Origin of the sequence: Bacillus sp. 204(2023) (assembly GCF_037027505.1) — a bacterium.
Lineage (GTDB): Bacteria > Bacillota > Bacilli > Bacillales > Bacillaceae > Bacillus > Bacillus subtilis.
In genome coordinates this window covers 193772-209704 of the sequence record NZ_JAXCHE010000002.1, presented here as the reverse complement: position 1 = coordinate 209704, position 15933 = coordinate 193772, and the positions used below count along the sequence as shown (strand labels likewise).

Annotated in this window: 16 protein-coding genes; 7 read left to right on the top strand and 9 right to left on the bottom strand. The window is 41.9% G+C overall.

All coding sequences use genetic code 11. The annotated features are described in order from the left end of the window. Positions 1-340: 340 nt before the first annotated feature. Positions 341-1012 (bottom strand): YkyA family protein, encoded by a 672-nt coding sequence (locus WA279_RS05535; protein WP_336154599.1) that lies wholly within the window; start codon positions 1010-1012, stop codon positions 341-343. Between the two features lie 213 nt (positions 1013-1225). Here WA279_RS05535 and WA279_RS05530 point away from each other — a divergent pair, with 213 nt between their 5' ends. Continuing rightward, on the top strand, positions 1226-1384 hold the full coding sequence (locus WA279_RS05530) for a YjcZ family sporulation protein (RefSeq protein ID WP_003232317.1): 159 nt from the start codon (positions 1226-1228) through the stop codon (positions 1382-1384). A 109-nt stretch (positions 1385-1493) separates the two neighbouring features. Next, positions 1494-2048 carry a peptide deformylase gene (gene def, locus WA279_RS05525; RefSeq protein WP_003245474.1) on the top strand — a complete coding sequence of 185 codons (555 nt, stop codon included), beginning with the start codon at positions 1494-1496 and terminating at the stop codon, positions 2046-2048. A 32-nt stretch (positions 2049-2080) separates the two neighbouring features. On the opposite strand, the gene WA279_RS05520 is transcribed toward def, so the two are convergent. Beyond that, entirely contained in the window at positions 2081-2854 is a 774-nt protein-coding gene (locus tag WA279_RS05520; protein ID WP_015252170.1) for a Cof-type HAD-IIB family hydrolase, read from the bottom strand. Between the two features lie 385 nt (positions 2855-3239). Between WA279_RS05520 and rnpZA the strand changes: the two genes are divergently transcribed. After that, complete coding sequence (rnpZA, locus tag WA279_RS05515) at positions 3240-3449, top strand: RNA polymerase subunit omega 1 (protein ID WP_003222303.1); 210 nt, start codon at positions 3240-3242, stop codon at positions 3447-3449. Between the two features lie 5 nt (positions 3450-3454). Beyond that, positions 3455-5122 (top strand): ribonuclease J1, encoded by a 1668-nt coding sequence (gene rnjA / locus WA279_RS05510; RefSeq protein WP_003245660.1) that lies wholly within the window; start codon positions 3455-3457, stop codon positions 5120-5122. A gap of 35 nt (positions 5123-5157) precedes the next feature. Here rnjA and ade read toward each other — a convergent pair whose 3' ends face one another. From ade to abhA, 5 genes are all read right to left on the bottom strand, one after another. Next, complete coding sequence (gene ade / locus WA279_RS05505; RefSeq protein WP_336154597.1) at positions 5158-6891, bottom strand: adenine deaminase; 1734 nt, start codon at positions 6889-6891, stop codon at positions 5158-5160. Between the two features lie 155 nt (positions 6892-7046). Continuing rightward, positions 7047-7712: a Ktr system potassium transporter KtrC gene (gene ktrC / locus WA279_RS05500; protein WP_003222311.1), complete on the bottom strand. Its 666-nt coding sequence runs from the start codon at positions 7710-7712 to the stop codon at positions 7047-7049. Positions 7713-7774: 62 nt separating this feature from the next. Then, complete coding sequence (locus WA279_RS05495) at positions 7775-8602, bottom strand: gamma-glutamylcyclotransferase (RefSeq protein WP_336154595.1); 828 nt, start codon at positions 8600-8602, stop codon at positions 7775-7777. A gap of 15 nt (positions 8603-8617) precedes the next feature. Beyond that, positions 8618-9904, bottom strand: coding sequence for a two-component sensor histidine kinase KinC (kinC, locus tag WA279_RS05490; protein WP_123373521.1), 1287 nt, complete (start codon positions 9902-9904; stop codon positions 8618-8620). A gap of 189 nt (positions 9905-10093) precedes the next feature. Then, a complete protein-coding gene (gene abhA, locus WA279_RS05485) occupies positions 10094-10372 on the bottom strand; it encodes a transcriptional regulator AbhA (RefSeq protein ID WP_003244728.1) in 279 nt (92 codons plus the stop codon). A 283-nt stretch (positions 10373-10655) separates the two neighbouring features. Here abhA and mreBH point away from each other — a divergent pair, with 283 nt between their 5' ends. The 3 genes from mreBH to WA279_RS05470 all read left to right on the top strand — a co-directional run bounded on the left by mreBH (position 10656) and on the right by WA279_RS05470 (position 13239). After that, the gene (gene mreBH / locus WA279_RS05480) at positions 10656-11663 is read left to right on the top strand and encodes a cell shape-determining protein MreBH (RefSeq protein ID WP_003245743.1); all 1008 of its coding nucleotides are present in this window, start codon (positions 10656-10658) and stop codon (positions 11661-11663) included. 100 nt (positions 11664-11763) lie between these two features. After that, entirely contained in the window at positions 11764-11898 is a 135-nt protein-coding gene (locus WA279_RS05475) for a protein YkpC (protein WP_003238865.1), read from the top strand. Between the two features lie 108 nt (positions 11899-12006). After that, positions 12007-13239 carry an aminopeptidase gene (locus WA279_RS05470; RefSeq protein WP_003232341.1) on the top strand — a complete coding sequence of 411 codons (1233 nt, stop codon included), beginning with the start codon at positions 12007-12009 and terminating at the stop codon, positions 13237-13239. A gap of 33 nt (positions 13240-13272) precedes the next feature. Here the strand turns inward: WA279_RS05470 and WA279_RS05465 are convergent, their stop codons facing one another. Continuing rightward, complete coding sequence (locus WA279_RS05465; protein WP_336154593.1) at positions 13273-14184, bottom strand: ketopantoate reductase family protein; 912 nt, start codon at positions 14182-14184, stop codon at positions 13273-13275. Between the two features lie 57 nt (positions 14185-14241). Continuing rightward, positions 14242-15864, bottom strand: coding sequence for an ABC-F family ATP-binding cassette domain-containing protein (locus tag WA279_RS05460; protein ID WP_003232344.1), 1623 nt, complete (start codon positions 15862-15864; stop codon positions 14242-14244). Positions 15865-15933: the final 69 nt, after the last annotated feature.

Here is a 15933-nt window from a genome sequence, read left to right as displayed (position 1 = left end):
TCAGCAGTAAGTCGTATTATATTTTAGCCGATCCCCAGTTTGCCAAAACCTTTTATGTAGGATAGTTACACTCTGCTTTGAACTGTATTATTTCGAAGTTGTAAAAAACTAATACAACACCGCTTAACATGGATTAGTTTACACCAAATAAAGAAGAACCGTCAATCGTTTTCATCGCTGATTTTCAATAAATGTATTCGCTTTACATTTTCAACAAAAAAACAGATGCCAACCGCACCAAAAACTGTACTAGTATACCTTACTATGCTGTACTACAATAGAAATGAAAATTTTGAACGAAATCCGAATCGCATTTCATTCAAAAAAAGAGCTGATCAAGTCAGCTCTTTTTCACACGATAGCCTGCAGCATCATATAAATCTTCCCGGGCTTTATTATATTTTTCAGTTTGTTCATTAAATTCTCCGCTATATTTAAGGATCTTTTCATAAGAAGCATTTACTTTATCGATCTGCTGATCCAGATCATCTCTTGTCAAACCTTTGTCTTTCAGCTGCATATACAGTTTTTTATTAAGCTCAAGCGCTTTTTTATACTCTTTATACATGGTGCCATATGATGTATATCTTTTCTCCATATGGTTTGCTGCGGCATCGGCCTTTTCTTTTATGTCTTTTTCCTTAATATGTTCCGCTGACGTTTTTGCTTCCTCAAATTCCGTTTCCGATTTTTTCATGCTGTCATTTTCAAGCTTTAGGTGTTCTTCGCGCTTGCTGACATTTTCAAGCGCCTTATCAGATAAAGCAACAATTTTTTTATAATCATCCATATTGAGCTTCATAACACTATCGTAAAGCTGATTTTCTTTGGCCTCTAATTCTTTGAGTGTTTTTTGTTCTTCTTGAAACGGCTTTTCCGATTCCGCGGCTTTTTCTAATGAATGATGAAGTGAATCAACCGGGTCCTGTCCCATGCATCCTGTTAATATCAGTGCTATAGCACAAAAAGCTCCGATCTTCATTCCAGGCCGCCGTTTTATTGCGTCTTTCACGTTAAATCCCCCAATCTTGACAATTTCTACTATAGAATCCATGGGGACATTTGGCAATAGTCGTGCTGTATTAATGCAATACTGAAATTAAATCAAAAAAGTGAAAAATCAGGACAGATGACCATACAACTTTTTTGTTTTTACATAGGTTATATTAGACGCTATGCCTACTTATAAAGGCTCTGGCGTAATTAAAAGAGGAGGTTATGTAATATGTATGGATATGGTTACGGCGGAGGCTGCTGCAGTTATGGTGGTTACGGATATGGTGGCTGCGGATATGGCTACGGCCGCACCTTTGCGCTAATCGTTGTTTTATTCATTCTGTTAATCATTGTCGGAGCTGCTTATTTAGGCGGAGGCTGTTGCTAACCACACAGCATGAAATTGACCAGCCATATACGGCTGGTCATTCGTTTCGTTGCACCTTTGTGAAGAAATCCGATATAATTTACATATTAAGCTTTAGGAGTGAAGTTTCTTGATTACTATGGAAAACATCGTACGTGACGGCCATCCAGCCCTCAGAGAGACTGCCGAACCTGTTGAGCTGCCTCCAACTGATGCAGAAAAACAGCAGCTGGCCGACATGATCGAATTTGTTAAAAACAGCCAAAATCCGGAATTAGCCGAAAAATACAAGCTGCGCCCTGGCGTAGGGCTCGCAGCTCCTCAAATTAATATCAAAAAACGAATGATCGCCGTTCATGCGGAAGATGCTTCCGGTAAATTATACAGCTATGCTCTGTTTAATCCTAAGATCGTGAGCCATTCAGTTGAAAAAAGCTACTTAACAAGCGGCGAGGGCTGCCTCTCTGTAGATGAAGCGATTCCCGGTTATGTTCCCCGCTATGCCCGCATCAGAGTAAAAGGAACAACACTAGAAGGCGAAAATATTGATATTCGTTTAAAAGGATTTCCGGCTATTGTGTTTCAGCATGAGATCGATCATTTGAACGGCGTTATGTTCTATGATCATATTGATAAGGAAAATCCTTTCAAAGAACCTGAAAATGCAATCGCAATTGAGCGCTAGAAAAAACGGCTGGCACAATGCCAGCCGTTTCTTTATTTTAAAAGGCCCAATTCTTTGACAGCGTATGCAATTCCATCTTCGTCCACCGGCTTTGTTACAAAGTCCGCGATTTCTTTCAGTTCGGGAACAGCATTTCCCATAGCAACGCCTGTCCCTACATATTCAATCATTTGCAGATCATTTAATCCGTCGCCGAAAGCATATGTATCGCCGATATCAAACGGAAGACGCTCAATCACTTTTTTGATTCCTTCTGCCTTCGAACCTCCGTGCGGCAGAACATCAGTCGATAGCTCATGCCAGCGAACTAGATCAAACTCAGGAAAAGCGGCATAAGCTTTTTCTTCTTCATCCTGACAAAATAAAAGAAGCTGAAAAATTTCTTTTCCTTCATAAAAAAGGTCATCGGTCTCTGGGTAATCGGTTTTAAGGCTGCCGATTCCCTCGAGAACATGAGGGTGATCCGCAACAGTCGCTTTCATCGTGTCCTCAGCCATAAACACAACAGGATGCTTGCCTTCATCCGCCTGCTTTAATAATCGTCTGATTGCATCTTCAGGCAGCGGATTTTTATAAATAACTTGATTTTCAAAGACAACAAACTGTCCATTGTAGGAAATAAATGAGTGGATGCCCAGCTCCTCCAAAATCGGCTTAACCAAAAATGGAGACCGGCCGCTGGCAATAAACACATGATGCCCTTGGCGCTGCAGCTCCGCCACGGTTTTTCTCGTACTTTCCGGTATATTCTTATCATGATCATATATTGTGCCATCAATATCAAAAAAGATTAATTTTGAATCCATCGCAACTTCCCCTTTATCGTCTTGGTCTGCAATTCCCACCCTCATCATACAAAAAGATTGTCATTCAGCAAACAATTTCGTTCAAAAATCATATTAAATTCCATTAATAACCACGAAAAGTCTTCCTCAATCTCCGTATACTATTTGTATAAAAGAACTCTGGGACAAATATTTTAATAAAGGAGGAACTGGCTAATGCTGCGTAAATTAAGAAAGAAACTCAGAAGACAATGGAACGGAATGCTCCGTAAGAAAGCAATTGCCTGACAAGGGATCTTTCACTTTTTGAGAGATCCTTATTTTGCTCAAGGCTTTCCTTATATTCCGTTTTCGAATATAATAGAATGAGCGAGTCTAACATACGGCATTTAAGGAGAGATTTGGAATGATTTATAAGGTATTTTATCAAGAGAAGGCTGACGAAGTACCTGTTCGGGAAAAGACAGATTCACTTTATATTGAAGGCGTATCTGAGCGTGACGTCAGAACAAAGCTGAAAGAAAAGAAATTTAATATTGAGTTTATTACACCTGTTGATGGTGCATTCTTAGAATATGAACAACAGAGCGAAAATTTTAAAGTATTGGAGTTATGAGCGGTATGAAATTTGTAAAAAATGATCAGACTGCTGTTTTCGCCCTCGGAGGTTTGGGCGAAATCGGTAAAAATACGTACGCGGTGCAATTCCAGGATGAAATTGTACTGATTGATGCGGGGATCAAGTTTCCCGAGGACGAACTGCTCGGAATTGACTACGTCATCCCTGATTATACGTATTTAGTCAAAAACGAAGATAAAATTAAAGGGCTTTTTATCACCCACGGGCACGAAGACCACATCGGCGGTATTCCATACCTGCTCAGACAAGTGAATATTCCTGTATACGGCGGAAAACTCGCGATCGGCTTACTTCGGAATAAACTTGAAGAGCATGGATTATTAAGACAGACAAAACTGAACATTATCGGCGAGGATGATATTGTAAAGTTCCGCAAAACGGCTGTGTCATTCTTCAGAACAACACACAGTATTCCGGATTCCTACGGCATTGTTGTAAAAACGCCGCCCGGAAACATCGTACATACTGGGGATTTTAAATTCGACTTTACTCCAGTCGGCGAGCCGGCAAACTTAACGAAAATGGCCGAAATCGGTAAGGAAGGCGTTTTGTGCCTTCTTTCAGACAGCACAAACAGTGAAAATCCGGAGTTTACCATGTCTGAACGCCGTGTAGGAGAAAGCATTCATGACATTTTCCGCAAGGTGGACGGCCGAATTATCTTCGCTACATTTGCGTCGAATATTCACCGCTTGCAGCAGGTAATTGAAGCTGCTGTACAAAATGGAAGAAAAGTTGCCGTATTTGGACGCAGTATGGAATCGGCTATCGAAATTGGACAGACACTCGGTTATATTAACTGTCCTAAAAATACGTTTATTGAGCATAACGAAATCAATCGTATGCCTGCTAATAAAGTAACAATTTTATGTACAGGAAGCCAAGGGGAACCAATGGCGGCGTTATCAAGAATTGCAAACGGGACACACCGCCAAATTTCAATCAATCCTGGGGATACAGTCGTATTTTCTTCATCCCCTATCCCAGGCAACACAATCAGCGTGAGTCGAACAATCAACCAGCTGTATCGTGCGGGTGCTGAGGTTATTCACGGCCCTCTTAACGATATCCATACATCCGGTCACGGCGGACAGGAAGAACAGAAGCTGATGCTTCGTTTAATCAAGCCTAAATTCTTCATGCCGATTCACGGTGAGTACAGAATGCAAAAGATGCATGTCAAACTTGCAACAGATTGTGGCATCCCAGAGGAAAACTGCTTTATCATGGATAATGGTGAAGTATTAGCACTTAAAGGCGATGAGGCTTCAGTTGCAGGAAAAATCCCGTCCGGTTCAGTGTACATTGACGGAAGCGGTATCGGTGATATTGGCAATATCGTACTTCGTGATCGCAGAATTCTCTCTGAAGAAGGACTTGTCATCGTTGTTGTCAGCATTGACATGGACGACTTCAAGATTTCAGCGGGTCCTGATTTGATTTCCAGAGGATTTGTGTACATGAGAGAATCTGGCGACTTGATCAACGACGCTCAAGAGCTCATTTCAAATCACTTACAAAAAGTAATGGAACGAAAAACGACTCAATGGTCTGAAATCAAAAACGAGATTACAGACACTCTTGCGCCTTTCTTGTACGAAAAAACAAAGCGCCGTCCAATGATCCTGCCGATCATTATGGAGGTTTAAAAAAAGAGGCACTCTCCCTAAGGGAGTGCCTCTTTTTATTGCAGTGATATGTGTTGAAATGATTTTACATCGAATAAGCCCGTAGTCGTCATTTTAATATCAGGAATGACAGGCAACGCTAAAAACGACAATGTCAAAAATGGATTAAATCCGCCTGTGAAACCGATTAACGGCAATTTATCATGAAGCGTCAGCAAGCTTTGATTCACTTGCTCCGCAGATTGGTCGGATAATAACCCTGCAATCGGCAACGGTACTGAATGGAGCTCTTCCCCATTTTTTATAATCGTTAATCCTCCGCCAATTTCCTGCAGCTTATTAACTGCCGCCGCGATATCCTCATCATTCGTTCCGACAGCAATAATATTATGGGAGTCGTGTGAAATGGTTGTGGCAATCGCTCCGCTCTTGAATCCAAAACCTTTCACAACACCAAGTCCGGTTTCTTTTAATCCTTTATGCCGCTCAACAACTGCAATCTTTAACAAATCAAGCTCAGTGTCAGGCTCAAATTCGCGGGCATCAGGAGCCGGAACTTGTACTAATCGTGTTTCAAGCTGATTTGGTATGATTTGAATGACATTGATTTGCTGCTCTGAATCGATTGGCATATGAAAATCCTGTTTGTTAAGAGGAGCAGCAAGCTTAACAGAATCAAGCAGTGCCTGATCTGGTGCTGCAGTTGAAGCATGATCCTGATAGACCGCTTTGCTGTCTTCAGCAACAGTCTGCCCTTTTACCATCGTCATTGTGACAGTGACATTTTCCAGATCAGATACAAAGAGCAAATCAGCGTCAAAACCCGGGGCAATCGCTCCCTTTGTATCTAATCCGTAGCATTCGGCCGCATTGAGGCTTCCTAATTGATAGGCTAAAAACGGATCAAGTCCAGCTTGAATCGCCATTTTCACCTGATGGTTTACACTTCCCTCTGACAATAAATCATCCACATGCTTATCATCCGTACAGAAAAAGAAACGGCGTGCGTTCTTTTCATTCACCGCCGGCAGCACATTGAGCGTGTTTTTGGCGACTGATCCTTCACGCATCATGACATACATGCCTCTTCTGATTCGATCAAGGGCTTCTTCCTTCGATGTTACTTCATGGTCGTTTAAGACAAAGGCGGTTCTGTAAATGTTAATGAGGTCTGTTGATAAACCAGCTAAATGACCGTCTATCCTTTTTCCTGCCACACGGGCATCGAGCAGTTTCTGAACCATGTCTTCTTCAGCCTGCTGAACCGACACATAATCCATAACTTCAGCCAGCCCTAATACTTCTTCTTCTTCATAAAAAGGCTTGAGATCGGCAGCTTTGAGAATTGCGCCTGATCGCTCAAAACTTGCGGCAGGCACACTGGAAGGAAGCATAAAATGGATATTCAGCGGTGTATGCCGAGCTTGTTCAATCATAAACACAATCCCTTTTTCACCAGACACATTCGCGATCTCATGCGGATCTGTAACAACCGTCGTCACGCCATGCGGCAACACTGCTTTAGCGAACTCAATCGGTGTAACCATTGATGACTCAATATGTACATGTCCATCAATAAAACCCGGAACAATCATTTGTCCCTCTGCATCAATGGTATTTTCGCCTTCATACTCACCGAGGCCTACAATAACTCCATCTGTAATCGCAATATCTTCATATATCCATTCTTGATTATATACGTCCATGATTTTTCCGTTCTTAATGACGATATCAGCTTTTTGTCTTTTGGCTGAAGCATTCAGCCTATTGACTAGCGCTTCTTTATTCAAATAGGCCCCTCCTCTTTTTTATTATATGGTACAATATGCTATCGGAACGCCTGTGCTTAGTCAATGAAATTTTAAGAAATTGGCGCTCAGTTCATTAAAGTTGTTATATTCTGATAATATGAAAAACCGCCCTTTGAGGACGGCTTATTTGGCTGCTATTTTGTATGAAGAACTCTTTTTTCGAAACGGGAGATGTCTGTAACTGATCCAATAACAATGAGTATATCTTCTTGGTGGATGACTTCGGTTGCAAGCGGTGATACGATGACTTCCTTGCCCCTTTTTATGGCTACGATGTTAATACCGTATTTTGCGCGAATATCTAAATCGAGAAGTGTATTTCCAGCCAGGCGGCTGTTAGCTACGATTTCAACAAGACTATGCTCTTCAGACAGCTCCAAATAGTCAAGTACATTGTTGGACACGATATTATGCGCAATTCGTTTTGCCATATCGCGTTCCGGGTGGACGATGTGATCCGCGCCAATTTTAGACAGCACTTTTTCGTGATAATCGTTCTGCGCTTTAACTGTAATCGTATGGACGCCAAGTTCTTTCAAGATGAGTGTCGTTAAAATACTCGCTTGAATATTTTCCCCGATTGCTACAATAACGTGGTCAAAATTTCGCAGGCCTAAATTTTTCAGGACAGATTCGTCTGTCGAATCACCGATAACTGCGTGAGATGCAATCTTGGCATACTCGTTGACTTTATCTTCATCGATATCCATTGCCATAACCTCGACGCCTTCTTCGCTTAATGCTTTGCAAATACTGCCACCAAAACGGCCCAGCCCAATTACCGCAAATTCTTTTTTCATCGTGGTGCTCCTTTATATGACATGATATTGATCAAATTTTATCATATTCTTTTGTTACAGTGTTATCCTTTTGGCAGCGAATTCATATGCCGCTTGAGCTTTTCAGTAAACTCAGGCGACAAATACAGCTCCGCTCCGCGTTCGATTTCAATCTGATAGTGCTGAGGCGGGGCAATTTCCGCTTCTTTTTGGAGGACGAGAAAGGTTAAGCAGTCTTTGTAGTGCCTTCCGCCAGCTTCAACGTCTACAAATGCCGGCCGATACGTAAGAGATTCGACACCCTCCCTTTTATATAGATAGGAGAGAGCAGAATAAGGAATACGGTATAAAACGCCTTCTGTTGTTCCTCCGTCTTCCAACATGTCCGCTCTTGAACCGTCTTCCCTTTTTAGCGTGAAGCGAGTTGTGTATCCTTGTAAAACAGCTCTTCCTACTGGATCTTGAAAATAGTGATCGACTCCCGCTTTTTGAAAGCGGGCATGATCCATGCATGATCCATAGGCAAAATAATAAATGGGATTTTTCGATTTGCTGATCATCTGATGTTCTTTCCAGTCGCCGCTGCTTATTTTCGTAAAGCCGGCAAACCCGTCTTTGTTCATAAAATAAATAAGCGCATTTTTAATCCCGACATCCGTTTCTACAAACACCGTTTGTTTATGATATCCTTGAAAAAATTGATCGAGCTTATGTATACACAATTCATCTGCTTCATATACTTCGCCGTATATATAGCCTTCACCATAAAAAACAGCTGTGGGCACCTCTTTTGCAGCAAACAAACTTCCCTTTGTTCTCGCCTGCTCATTGATACATGCCGATTGTGCCAGCAAATGATGGTTTTTTTCATGCTTTCTTAATGTCCCGTATACAAACAGAAGCGAGTTCACTTTATTTTTCTCCTCTCAGCTGTCTGATTTTAAAGGCAAAACCACTTGAAAGACGCTGCCTTTTCCAGCTTCACTTTCGATTTTCAATTCCCCGTCATGTTCCTTCAGGATTCTCAAACAAATGGGAAGTCCCAGTCCAGTGCCCTTTTCTTTTGTTGAATAAAAAGGTTTGCCAATCTGCTTCAGCTTTTCCTGCGGCATGCCGTTTCCTTCATCCTTTACGCTTATCACTGCATGAGAGGCGGTTTTAGCAGTTGAAATGGTTACGACACCACCCTTTGGCATTGCCTCAATTCCGTTTTTAATGATGTTGATAAAGACCTGCTTCAGCTGATTTTCGTCTCCATTAATCATACAGCCATCTGTCTCTTTGAAATTTTTCTCTATGACGATATTGGACAGAATTGCATTGGTATCAAGCAATGTCGTGACTTGTTTCAAGATCTCATTAAGCTGGTGTGTTTTAAATGTGATTGCCTGCGGTTTTGCAAGCAGCAGCAGCTCGCTGAGCACTAAATCGATTCTTTTAATCTCTGAAAAGATGATGTCAAAATAGTCTTTTCTGTCCGGATATTGTGTTTTCATAATCTGGAGGAAACCGCTGACAGATGTTAAAGGGTTTCTGACCTCATGAGCAATACCTGCAGCAAGTTCACTTGTGATTGATAGTTTCTGGGATTCCCTCGCCAGCCGTTCATTAATCTCAATGAGCTCATCTTCAGCCTCTTTCCGCTCAGTGATATCTGACATTGTACCCAGGCTGCCTGTAAATTGGTCATTCCGGTCATAGTAAAGTTTATAATGAACTTCTCCCCAAAAAATCGTGCCGTTTTTTGTCACGTATTTTGCCGTAAACATGCCAGAAGACGCTTTGTTTTGGATTTGGGTGTTAATGTGGTCGGCTACGTGCTTTTCTTTTATGAAGTAATCGTTATACATTGTTCCCATACATTCACTGATTGAAAAGCCGGTTATTGATGCCCACGCTTGGTTTAAATATGTAATTTCGCCTTTTGCATTTGTTTGAAATACGATTTCCTGCAAATTATCCATGATGCGGTTTTTTTCTTCAGAAAGCTGTTTATACTTCCATTCGTTATCCTTCATTTTCTTAACCAGCTGCTGTTTCTCATCAATATAATAAGCGAGCATCCAGACACTTACCAGCGTGACTGCAGTATACACAATATCAACAGGCCAATTAATCGGGTTTTTGCCTATAAAATAAAATAAATAATCCCAAAACATTATAAAAATCATTGCCAAAATGATGGAAATGATACGAGCTTGATATTTTCTCATATGACCACCTGCCGCTTGTGTTTCTCTACTTATTGTACCATTCTTCGACAAATAATTGAGTAAAATATGTAAAGTATCCCAAATCATTCATTACCAAATATCTTGATGTCTTATCTTAGGCGGCGGTAATCAAAAATTGGCACGCAAAAAAGGCGGAGATGATATCGCTCCGCCTTTTTTAGCATAATTTTATTCTTTTAAAGCGGCTTGAATTTCTTCGAGAAGCAGCTGTGCACCCTCAGGGCTTAGCGTAATTTTACCGTTGCCGTATTCTTTATTTTCTGAAGTGATTTCTCCAGTCATTAAACAAACGCCATGAGGTTTGTACTTTTTCAAGATAATTTTATCTCCGTCAACAAAAAACTCAATGCTGTCTTTTATGGCAATATCCAATGCCCGTCTCAACTCAATCGGCATGACAATGCGGCCTAATTCATCTACTTTTCTCACAACACCTATTGATTTCATAAAAACCCTTCTTCCTTTAAATGTTTCTTTTCTCATGTAATGTTTTAAGGATGTACCTCAATATATCGTAGACGAATGAAACTTTGAAAAAGTTTCCCGCTTTCTATAAGAATTACAAGATATTTTTTCCATAAAACCGAAAAATGTATTACTTCTGTTACACAGTTCCTTGATTTTTTACAAAAACATTTCTTTACCGACGCACACCCCCAAAAATCGCAGTATTTCTGAGAAACTTTAAATGTAGAATCATATTAAATTAGGATAGAGATTGGGTGAAAACATGTTTCAATCAACTGAAATCGGGATTGACTTAGGAACAGCTAATATACTTGTTTACAGCAAAAATAAAGGGATTATCCTAAATGAACCATCTGTTGTCGCAGTGGATACGACGACAAAAGCAGTGCTTGCAATCGGAGCTGACGCGAAAAACATGATCGGTAAAACACCGGGAAAAATTGTCGCTGTCAGACCGATGAAAGATGGCGTGATCGCAGACTATGATATGACAACTGATCTGCTAAAGCACATTATGAAAAAAGCCGCAAAAAGCATCGGCATGTCGTTCAGAAAACCGAACGTAGTCGTTTGCACACCGTCAGGCTCAACAGCAGTAGAACGCCGCGCCATCAGTGACGCGGTGAAAAATTGCGGCGCGAAAAACGTTCATTTAATCGAAGAGCCAGTCGCAGCCGCCATCGGAGCGGATTTACCGGTTGATGAGCCGGTTGCCAACGTGGTAGTAGATATCGGCGGAGGGACGACAGAGGTCGCTATTATTTCCTTCGGTGGCGTTGTTTCCTGCCATTCTATCAGGATCGGCGGAGACCAGCTTGATGAGGATATCGTTTCTTTCGTCCGTAAAAAATACAATTTGCTGATCGGCGAACGCACAGCTGAGCAGGTAAAAATGGAAATTGGCCATGCTCTGATTGAACATATACCAGAGGCAATGGAAATTCGGGGACGCGACCTCGTGACAGGTCTTCCAAAAACCATTATGCTTCAATCCAACGAAATTCAAGATGCAATGCGTGAATCCCTCCTGCATATTCTTGAAGCCATCAGAGCGACACTTGAGGACTGTCCGCCTGAATTGAGCGGAGATATTGTTGATCGCGGCGTTATTTTAACAGGCGGCGGCGCGCTCCTTAATGGAATTAAAGAATGGCTCACAGAAGAGATTGTCGTGCCTGTACACGTGGCACAAAACCCGCTTGAATCTGTAGCAATCGGCACAGGCCGTTCTTTAGAAGTGATTGATAAGCTGCAAAAGGCAATTAAATAGTCTTTACCCGCAAAATTCTCACACGCGGCAAATTTCTTGCTTCTTTTTTCCTCACTTCCTTCATATTGTGGGAAATGGAGAAACGTTAAGGAGGAAACAGATGCTAAGAGATTTAGGAAGAAGAGTAGCGATCGCAGCCATTTTAAGCGGAATTATTCTTGGAGGCATGAGCATTTCTTTGGCAAATATGCCTCATTCGCCTGCAGGCGGCACTGTAAAACTGAATCATCCATAATATTGAAAAACCCAAGACGTGTCGTTTTGGGTTTTTCACTTTGGGCTCCTTCTTTCCTTTATAGGATCATATTTGATATGATGAGAAAAAAGCTTGGAGGAATGATTCATGGATTCATTTTCACAGAAATTAAATACATATGCACAGCTGGCGGTAGAAGTCGGCGTTAATGTCCAAAAAGGCCAGTATGTAGTCGTAAATGCTTCAACAGACGTTCGGGATTTTGTCCGTTTAATTGTAAAACACGCATATGAAAAGGGCGCAAAAAACGTCACCGTGAATTGGCAGGATGACGAAGTCGCCAAATTAAAATACGAACTTGCGCCGTTTGAAGCATTTGAAGAATATCCTGAATGGGAAGCAAAAGGCAGAGAAGAGCTTGCCAAAAATGGAGCTGCTTTCATTTCTGTTGTGTCGTCAAACCCAGACTTGCTAAAAGGTATAGATTCCAAACGGATTGCGGCATTCCAAAAAGCAGCAGGCAAAGCATTACATACATACAGACAATATATTCAATCAGACAAAGTCAGCTGGACTGTCGTAGGTGCGGCATCAGCAGGCTGGGCTCACAAGGTGTTTCCTGGCAAATCAGAGGAGGAAGCGATCCACCTTCTGTGGGAAGAAATTTTTAAAGCGACGCGCGTAAATGAAGACAACCCGGTTCAGGCGTGGATCAATCATGACCAAAATCTTCATGAAAAAGTTGACCATTTGAACGAGAGACATTACGCTGCCTTACATTATCAAGCTGAAGGAACTGATTTAACAATTAAGCTGCCTAGGAAGCATGTTTGGGCAGGTGCGGGAAGCGTGAATGAAAGCGGCCATGAATTTATGGCCAATATGCCGACAGAAGAAGTGTTCACGCTGCCGCAAAAAGACGGGGTTGACGGAGTGGTATCAAGCACAAAACCATTAAGCTACGGCGGAAATATTATTGAAAATTTCACCCTGACGTTTGAAAATGGCCGTATAGTCGACATTAAAGCTGAAAAAGGTGAGGATATTTTAAAAGAACTGGTGGAAACAGATGAAGGTTCTCACTATTTAGGTGAAGTGGCACTTGTTCCTTACGATTCGCCTATATCACAATCAAACATTCTTTTCTATAACACGCTGTTTGATGAAAACGCGTCAAATCATTTGGCAATTGGAAGTGCCTATGCCTTTAATATTGAAGGCGGAAAGCAGATGTCTCGTGAAGAGCTTGTCAAAGAAGGCCTAAATGAAAGCATTACACACGTGGACTTTATGATCGGTTCTAAGGATATGAATATTGACGGAATTACGGCAGACGGGAAAAGAGAGCCTATCTTCAGAAACGGAAATTGGGCTTTTTAAGTAAATAAAAGGAGGCTTTTCCGCCTCCTTTTTTTATTTTTCTGCTTCATACATTTGCAGATTCGCATAAACGGTTTCTAATACTGGTGCAGCGAGAGATAAACGTTTAGCTTTTTCAAGCAAAAATCCATGCAGGTGGTCGCCTTCTGTCGTTTGGCCGTTTTCCATATCCCGAAGCATGGAGGACTTCATATGATAAGACATGCTGGTCATCGTACGAAAGCTCTCTTCCTCAAGATCCGGATCAGCCGGAACACCTTCTTTTCGTAAAACAGCACAAATTTCCCCAATAAGAGTTTGGGCCGTGTGACGTCCGGCTTCTGTGGCGAGGATTGGGCCAAGCGGTCGTTGAAATAACGTTGTGATCCCCGCTTGCGCTGCAATAAAGAGATACTTTTTCCAAATGTCCTTCTCGATATGCCCGCTAATGATGACTTCAGCCTTCACACCTGGAAATGCCTCTTCAAGCGCTCTTATCCGCTCCGTACGCTCGCCGTTCCATTCTCCAAATACAAAACGATGCGATGCGCTCGTATGATGAATTTCTCCTTTGTTGTCTAAAGCACTTTCTATAAAACACAGGCCGCCCAGCACCTGTTCTTTTGAGAATGCCGCAAATAGCTGCTCATAGTGGCGGTACCCATTTAAAAAAGGGATAATGACAGATTCCTGATGGATAAATGGTTTGACATCCTCTATCACTTGACCAAGCGAGTATGCTTTAGAAGCAATGATAACGACATCAAATTGCCCTGTTTCTCCGGCACTGATTAGTTCTGGCTGAAATGATACATTCCCTTTTTCACTATGGATGATAAGCCCGGTTTTTTTAAGCTGCTCAGCTCGTTTTTGGCGCACGAGAAATGTCACATCATTTCCTTTCTCCGAAAGCCGTCCGCCAATATACCCGCCTACTCCACCTGCTCCGACAACCAAAAATTTCATGTTGTGATCTCCTTTCATATTTAGGTATCAAAAAAAGCAGAGAAATCTCTGCTTTTTTTATTCCGCATATAGTTCAGTCAATTTTTTCTGCACATCAGCATTTTCAAGGAACTCGTCATAGCTCATTTGCTTATCGACGATGCCGTTAGGTGTAATTTCTATAATTCTGTTGGCAATGGTCTGCACAAACTGATGGTCATGGGAAGTAAACAGCATAGCGCCTTTAAAGCTGATTAAGCCGTTATTGAGCGCTGTAATGGACTCTAGGTCTAAATGGTTAGTCGGCTCATCCAAAATTAAAATATTGGCGCCAGAAAGCATCGCTTTCGACAGCATACAGCGGACCTTTTCTCCCCCGGAAAGTACGTTTGCTTTTTTGTGGACTTCCTCTCCAGAGAACAGCATGCGTCCTAAGAAACCGCGTAAAAAGCTCTCACTTTGGTCGTGCGGAGAATATTGGCGAAGCCAGTCTACAAGGTTCAGATCACTGCCTTCGAAATATTCGCTGTTGTCTTTTGGAAAATACGCTTGAGATGTGGTAACACCCCATTTAAACGTTCCGCTGTCAGCTTCCATTTCCCCGGAAATGATTTTAAACAGCGTAGTAACAGCAAGTTCATTTCGGCCAGTGAAAGCAATTTTATCTTCTCGATTCATAATAAAGCTGACATTGTCAAGCACCTTTACGCCATCGATTGTTTTTGTTAAGCCTTCCACGCGAAGAACATCATTTCCGATTTCCCGTTCCGGCGTGAAGTTAACATAAGGATAGCGGCGGGAAGACGGTTTAATATCATCCAGCGTGATTTTTTCGAGAAGTTTCTTTCTTGATGTAGCCTGCTTAGATTTAGACGCATTGGCGCTGAATCTAGCGACAAACTCTTGAAGCTGTTTAATCTGCTCTTCTTTTTTCTTGTTCGCTTCTTGAGAAAGCTTTAACGCCAGCTGGCTTGACTCGTACCAGAAATCATAGTTTCCGACATAGATTTGAATTTTGTTAAAATCAAGGTCGGCAATGTGCGTACATACTTTATTTAAGAAGTGACGGTCATGGGATACGACAATAACTGTGTTTTCAAAGTTAATCAGAAACTCTTCAAGCCACTGGATTGCCTGAAGGTCCAAGTGGTTCGTCGGCTCATCGAGGAGCAGAACATCCGGCTTGCCGAATAATGCCTGTGCCAAGAGAACTTTTACCTTCTCCGAACCGCCGAGGTCTGCCATCTTTTTTGTGTGCAGATCTTCTGAGATACCAAGGCCTTTTAACAGGATCGCAGCTTCACTTTCCGCTTCCCAACCGTTCAGTTCCGCAAATTCACCTTCTAGCTCAGCAGCACGAATCCCATCCTCATCTGAGAAATCAGGCTTCATGTAAATAGCGTCTTTCTCCTGCATGACTTCATACAGGCGTTTGTGGCCCATAATGACCACTTTCAGCACTTCATACTCTTCGTACTCAAAATGGTTCTGCTTCAAGACGGCAAGACGCTCGCCAGGACTCATATGCACGTCGCCTGTCTGAGGCTCGATTTCGCCTGACAGCACCTTTAGAAACGTTGATTTACCGGCACCGTTTGCACCAATTAACCCATAGCAGTTGCCTGGGGTAAATTTAATATTAACATCTTCAAATAACTTGCGATCCGCAAACCGCAAGCTTACATTATTTACAGCAATCATTTATTATCCTCCATCATGTCTATCATCAATAAAAGTATACCATGAATGCAGGGCAAGAGAAATGATTCC

Excerpts from the sequence above, each read along its gene's own strand:
- WA279_RS05530 (WP_003232317.1), top strand. The coding sequence starts at position 1,226 with ATGTATGGATATGGTTACGGCGGAGGCTGCTGCAGTTATGGTGGTTAC.
- WA279_RS05520 (WP_015252170.1), bottom strand. The coding sequence starts at position 2,854 with ATGGATTCAAAATTAATCTTTTTTGATATTGATGGCACAATATATGAT.
- rnpZA (WP_003222303.1), top strand. The coding sequence starts at position 3,240 with ATGATTTATAAGGTATTTTATCAAGAGAAGGCTGACGAAGTACCTGTT.
- rnjA (WP_003245660.1), top strand. The coding sequence starts at position 3,455 with ATGAAATTTGTAAAAAATGATCAGACTGCTGTTTTCGCCCTCGGAGGT.
- ktrC (WP_003222311.1), bottom strand. The coding sequence starts at position 7,712 with ATGAAAAAAGAATTTGCGGTAATTGGGCTGGGCCGTTTTGGTGGCAGT.
- kinC (WP_123373521.1), bottom strand. The coding sequence starts at position 9,904 with ATGAGAAAATATCAAGCTCGTATCATTTCCATCATTTTGGCAATGATT.
- abhA (WP_003244728.1), bottom strand. The coding sequence starts at position 10,372 with ATGAAATCAATAGGTGTTGTGAGAAAAGTAGATGAATTAGGCCGCATT.
- mreBH (WP_003245743.1), top strand. The coding sequence starts at position 10,656 with ATGTTTCAATCAACTGAAATCGGGATTGACTTAGGAACAGCTAATATA.
- WA279_RS05475 (WP_003238865.1), top strand. The coding sequence starts at position 11,764 with ATGCTAAGAGATTTAGGAAGAAGAGTAGCGATCGCAGCCATTTTAAGC.
- WA279_RS05470 (WP_003232341.1), top strand. The coding sequence starts at position 12,007 with ATGGATTCATTTTCACAGAAATTAAATACATATGCACAGCTGGCGGTA.
- WA279_RS05465 (WP_336154593.1), bottom strand. The coding sequence starts at position 14,184 with ATGAAATTTTTGGTTGTCGGAGCAGGTGGAGTAGGCGGGTATATTGGC.
- WA279_RS05460 (WP_003232344.1), bottom strand. The coding sequence starts at position 15,864 with ATGATTGCTGTAAATAATGTAAGCTTGCGGTTTGCGGATCGCAAGTTA.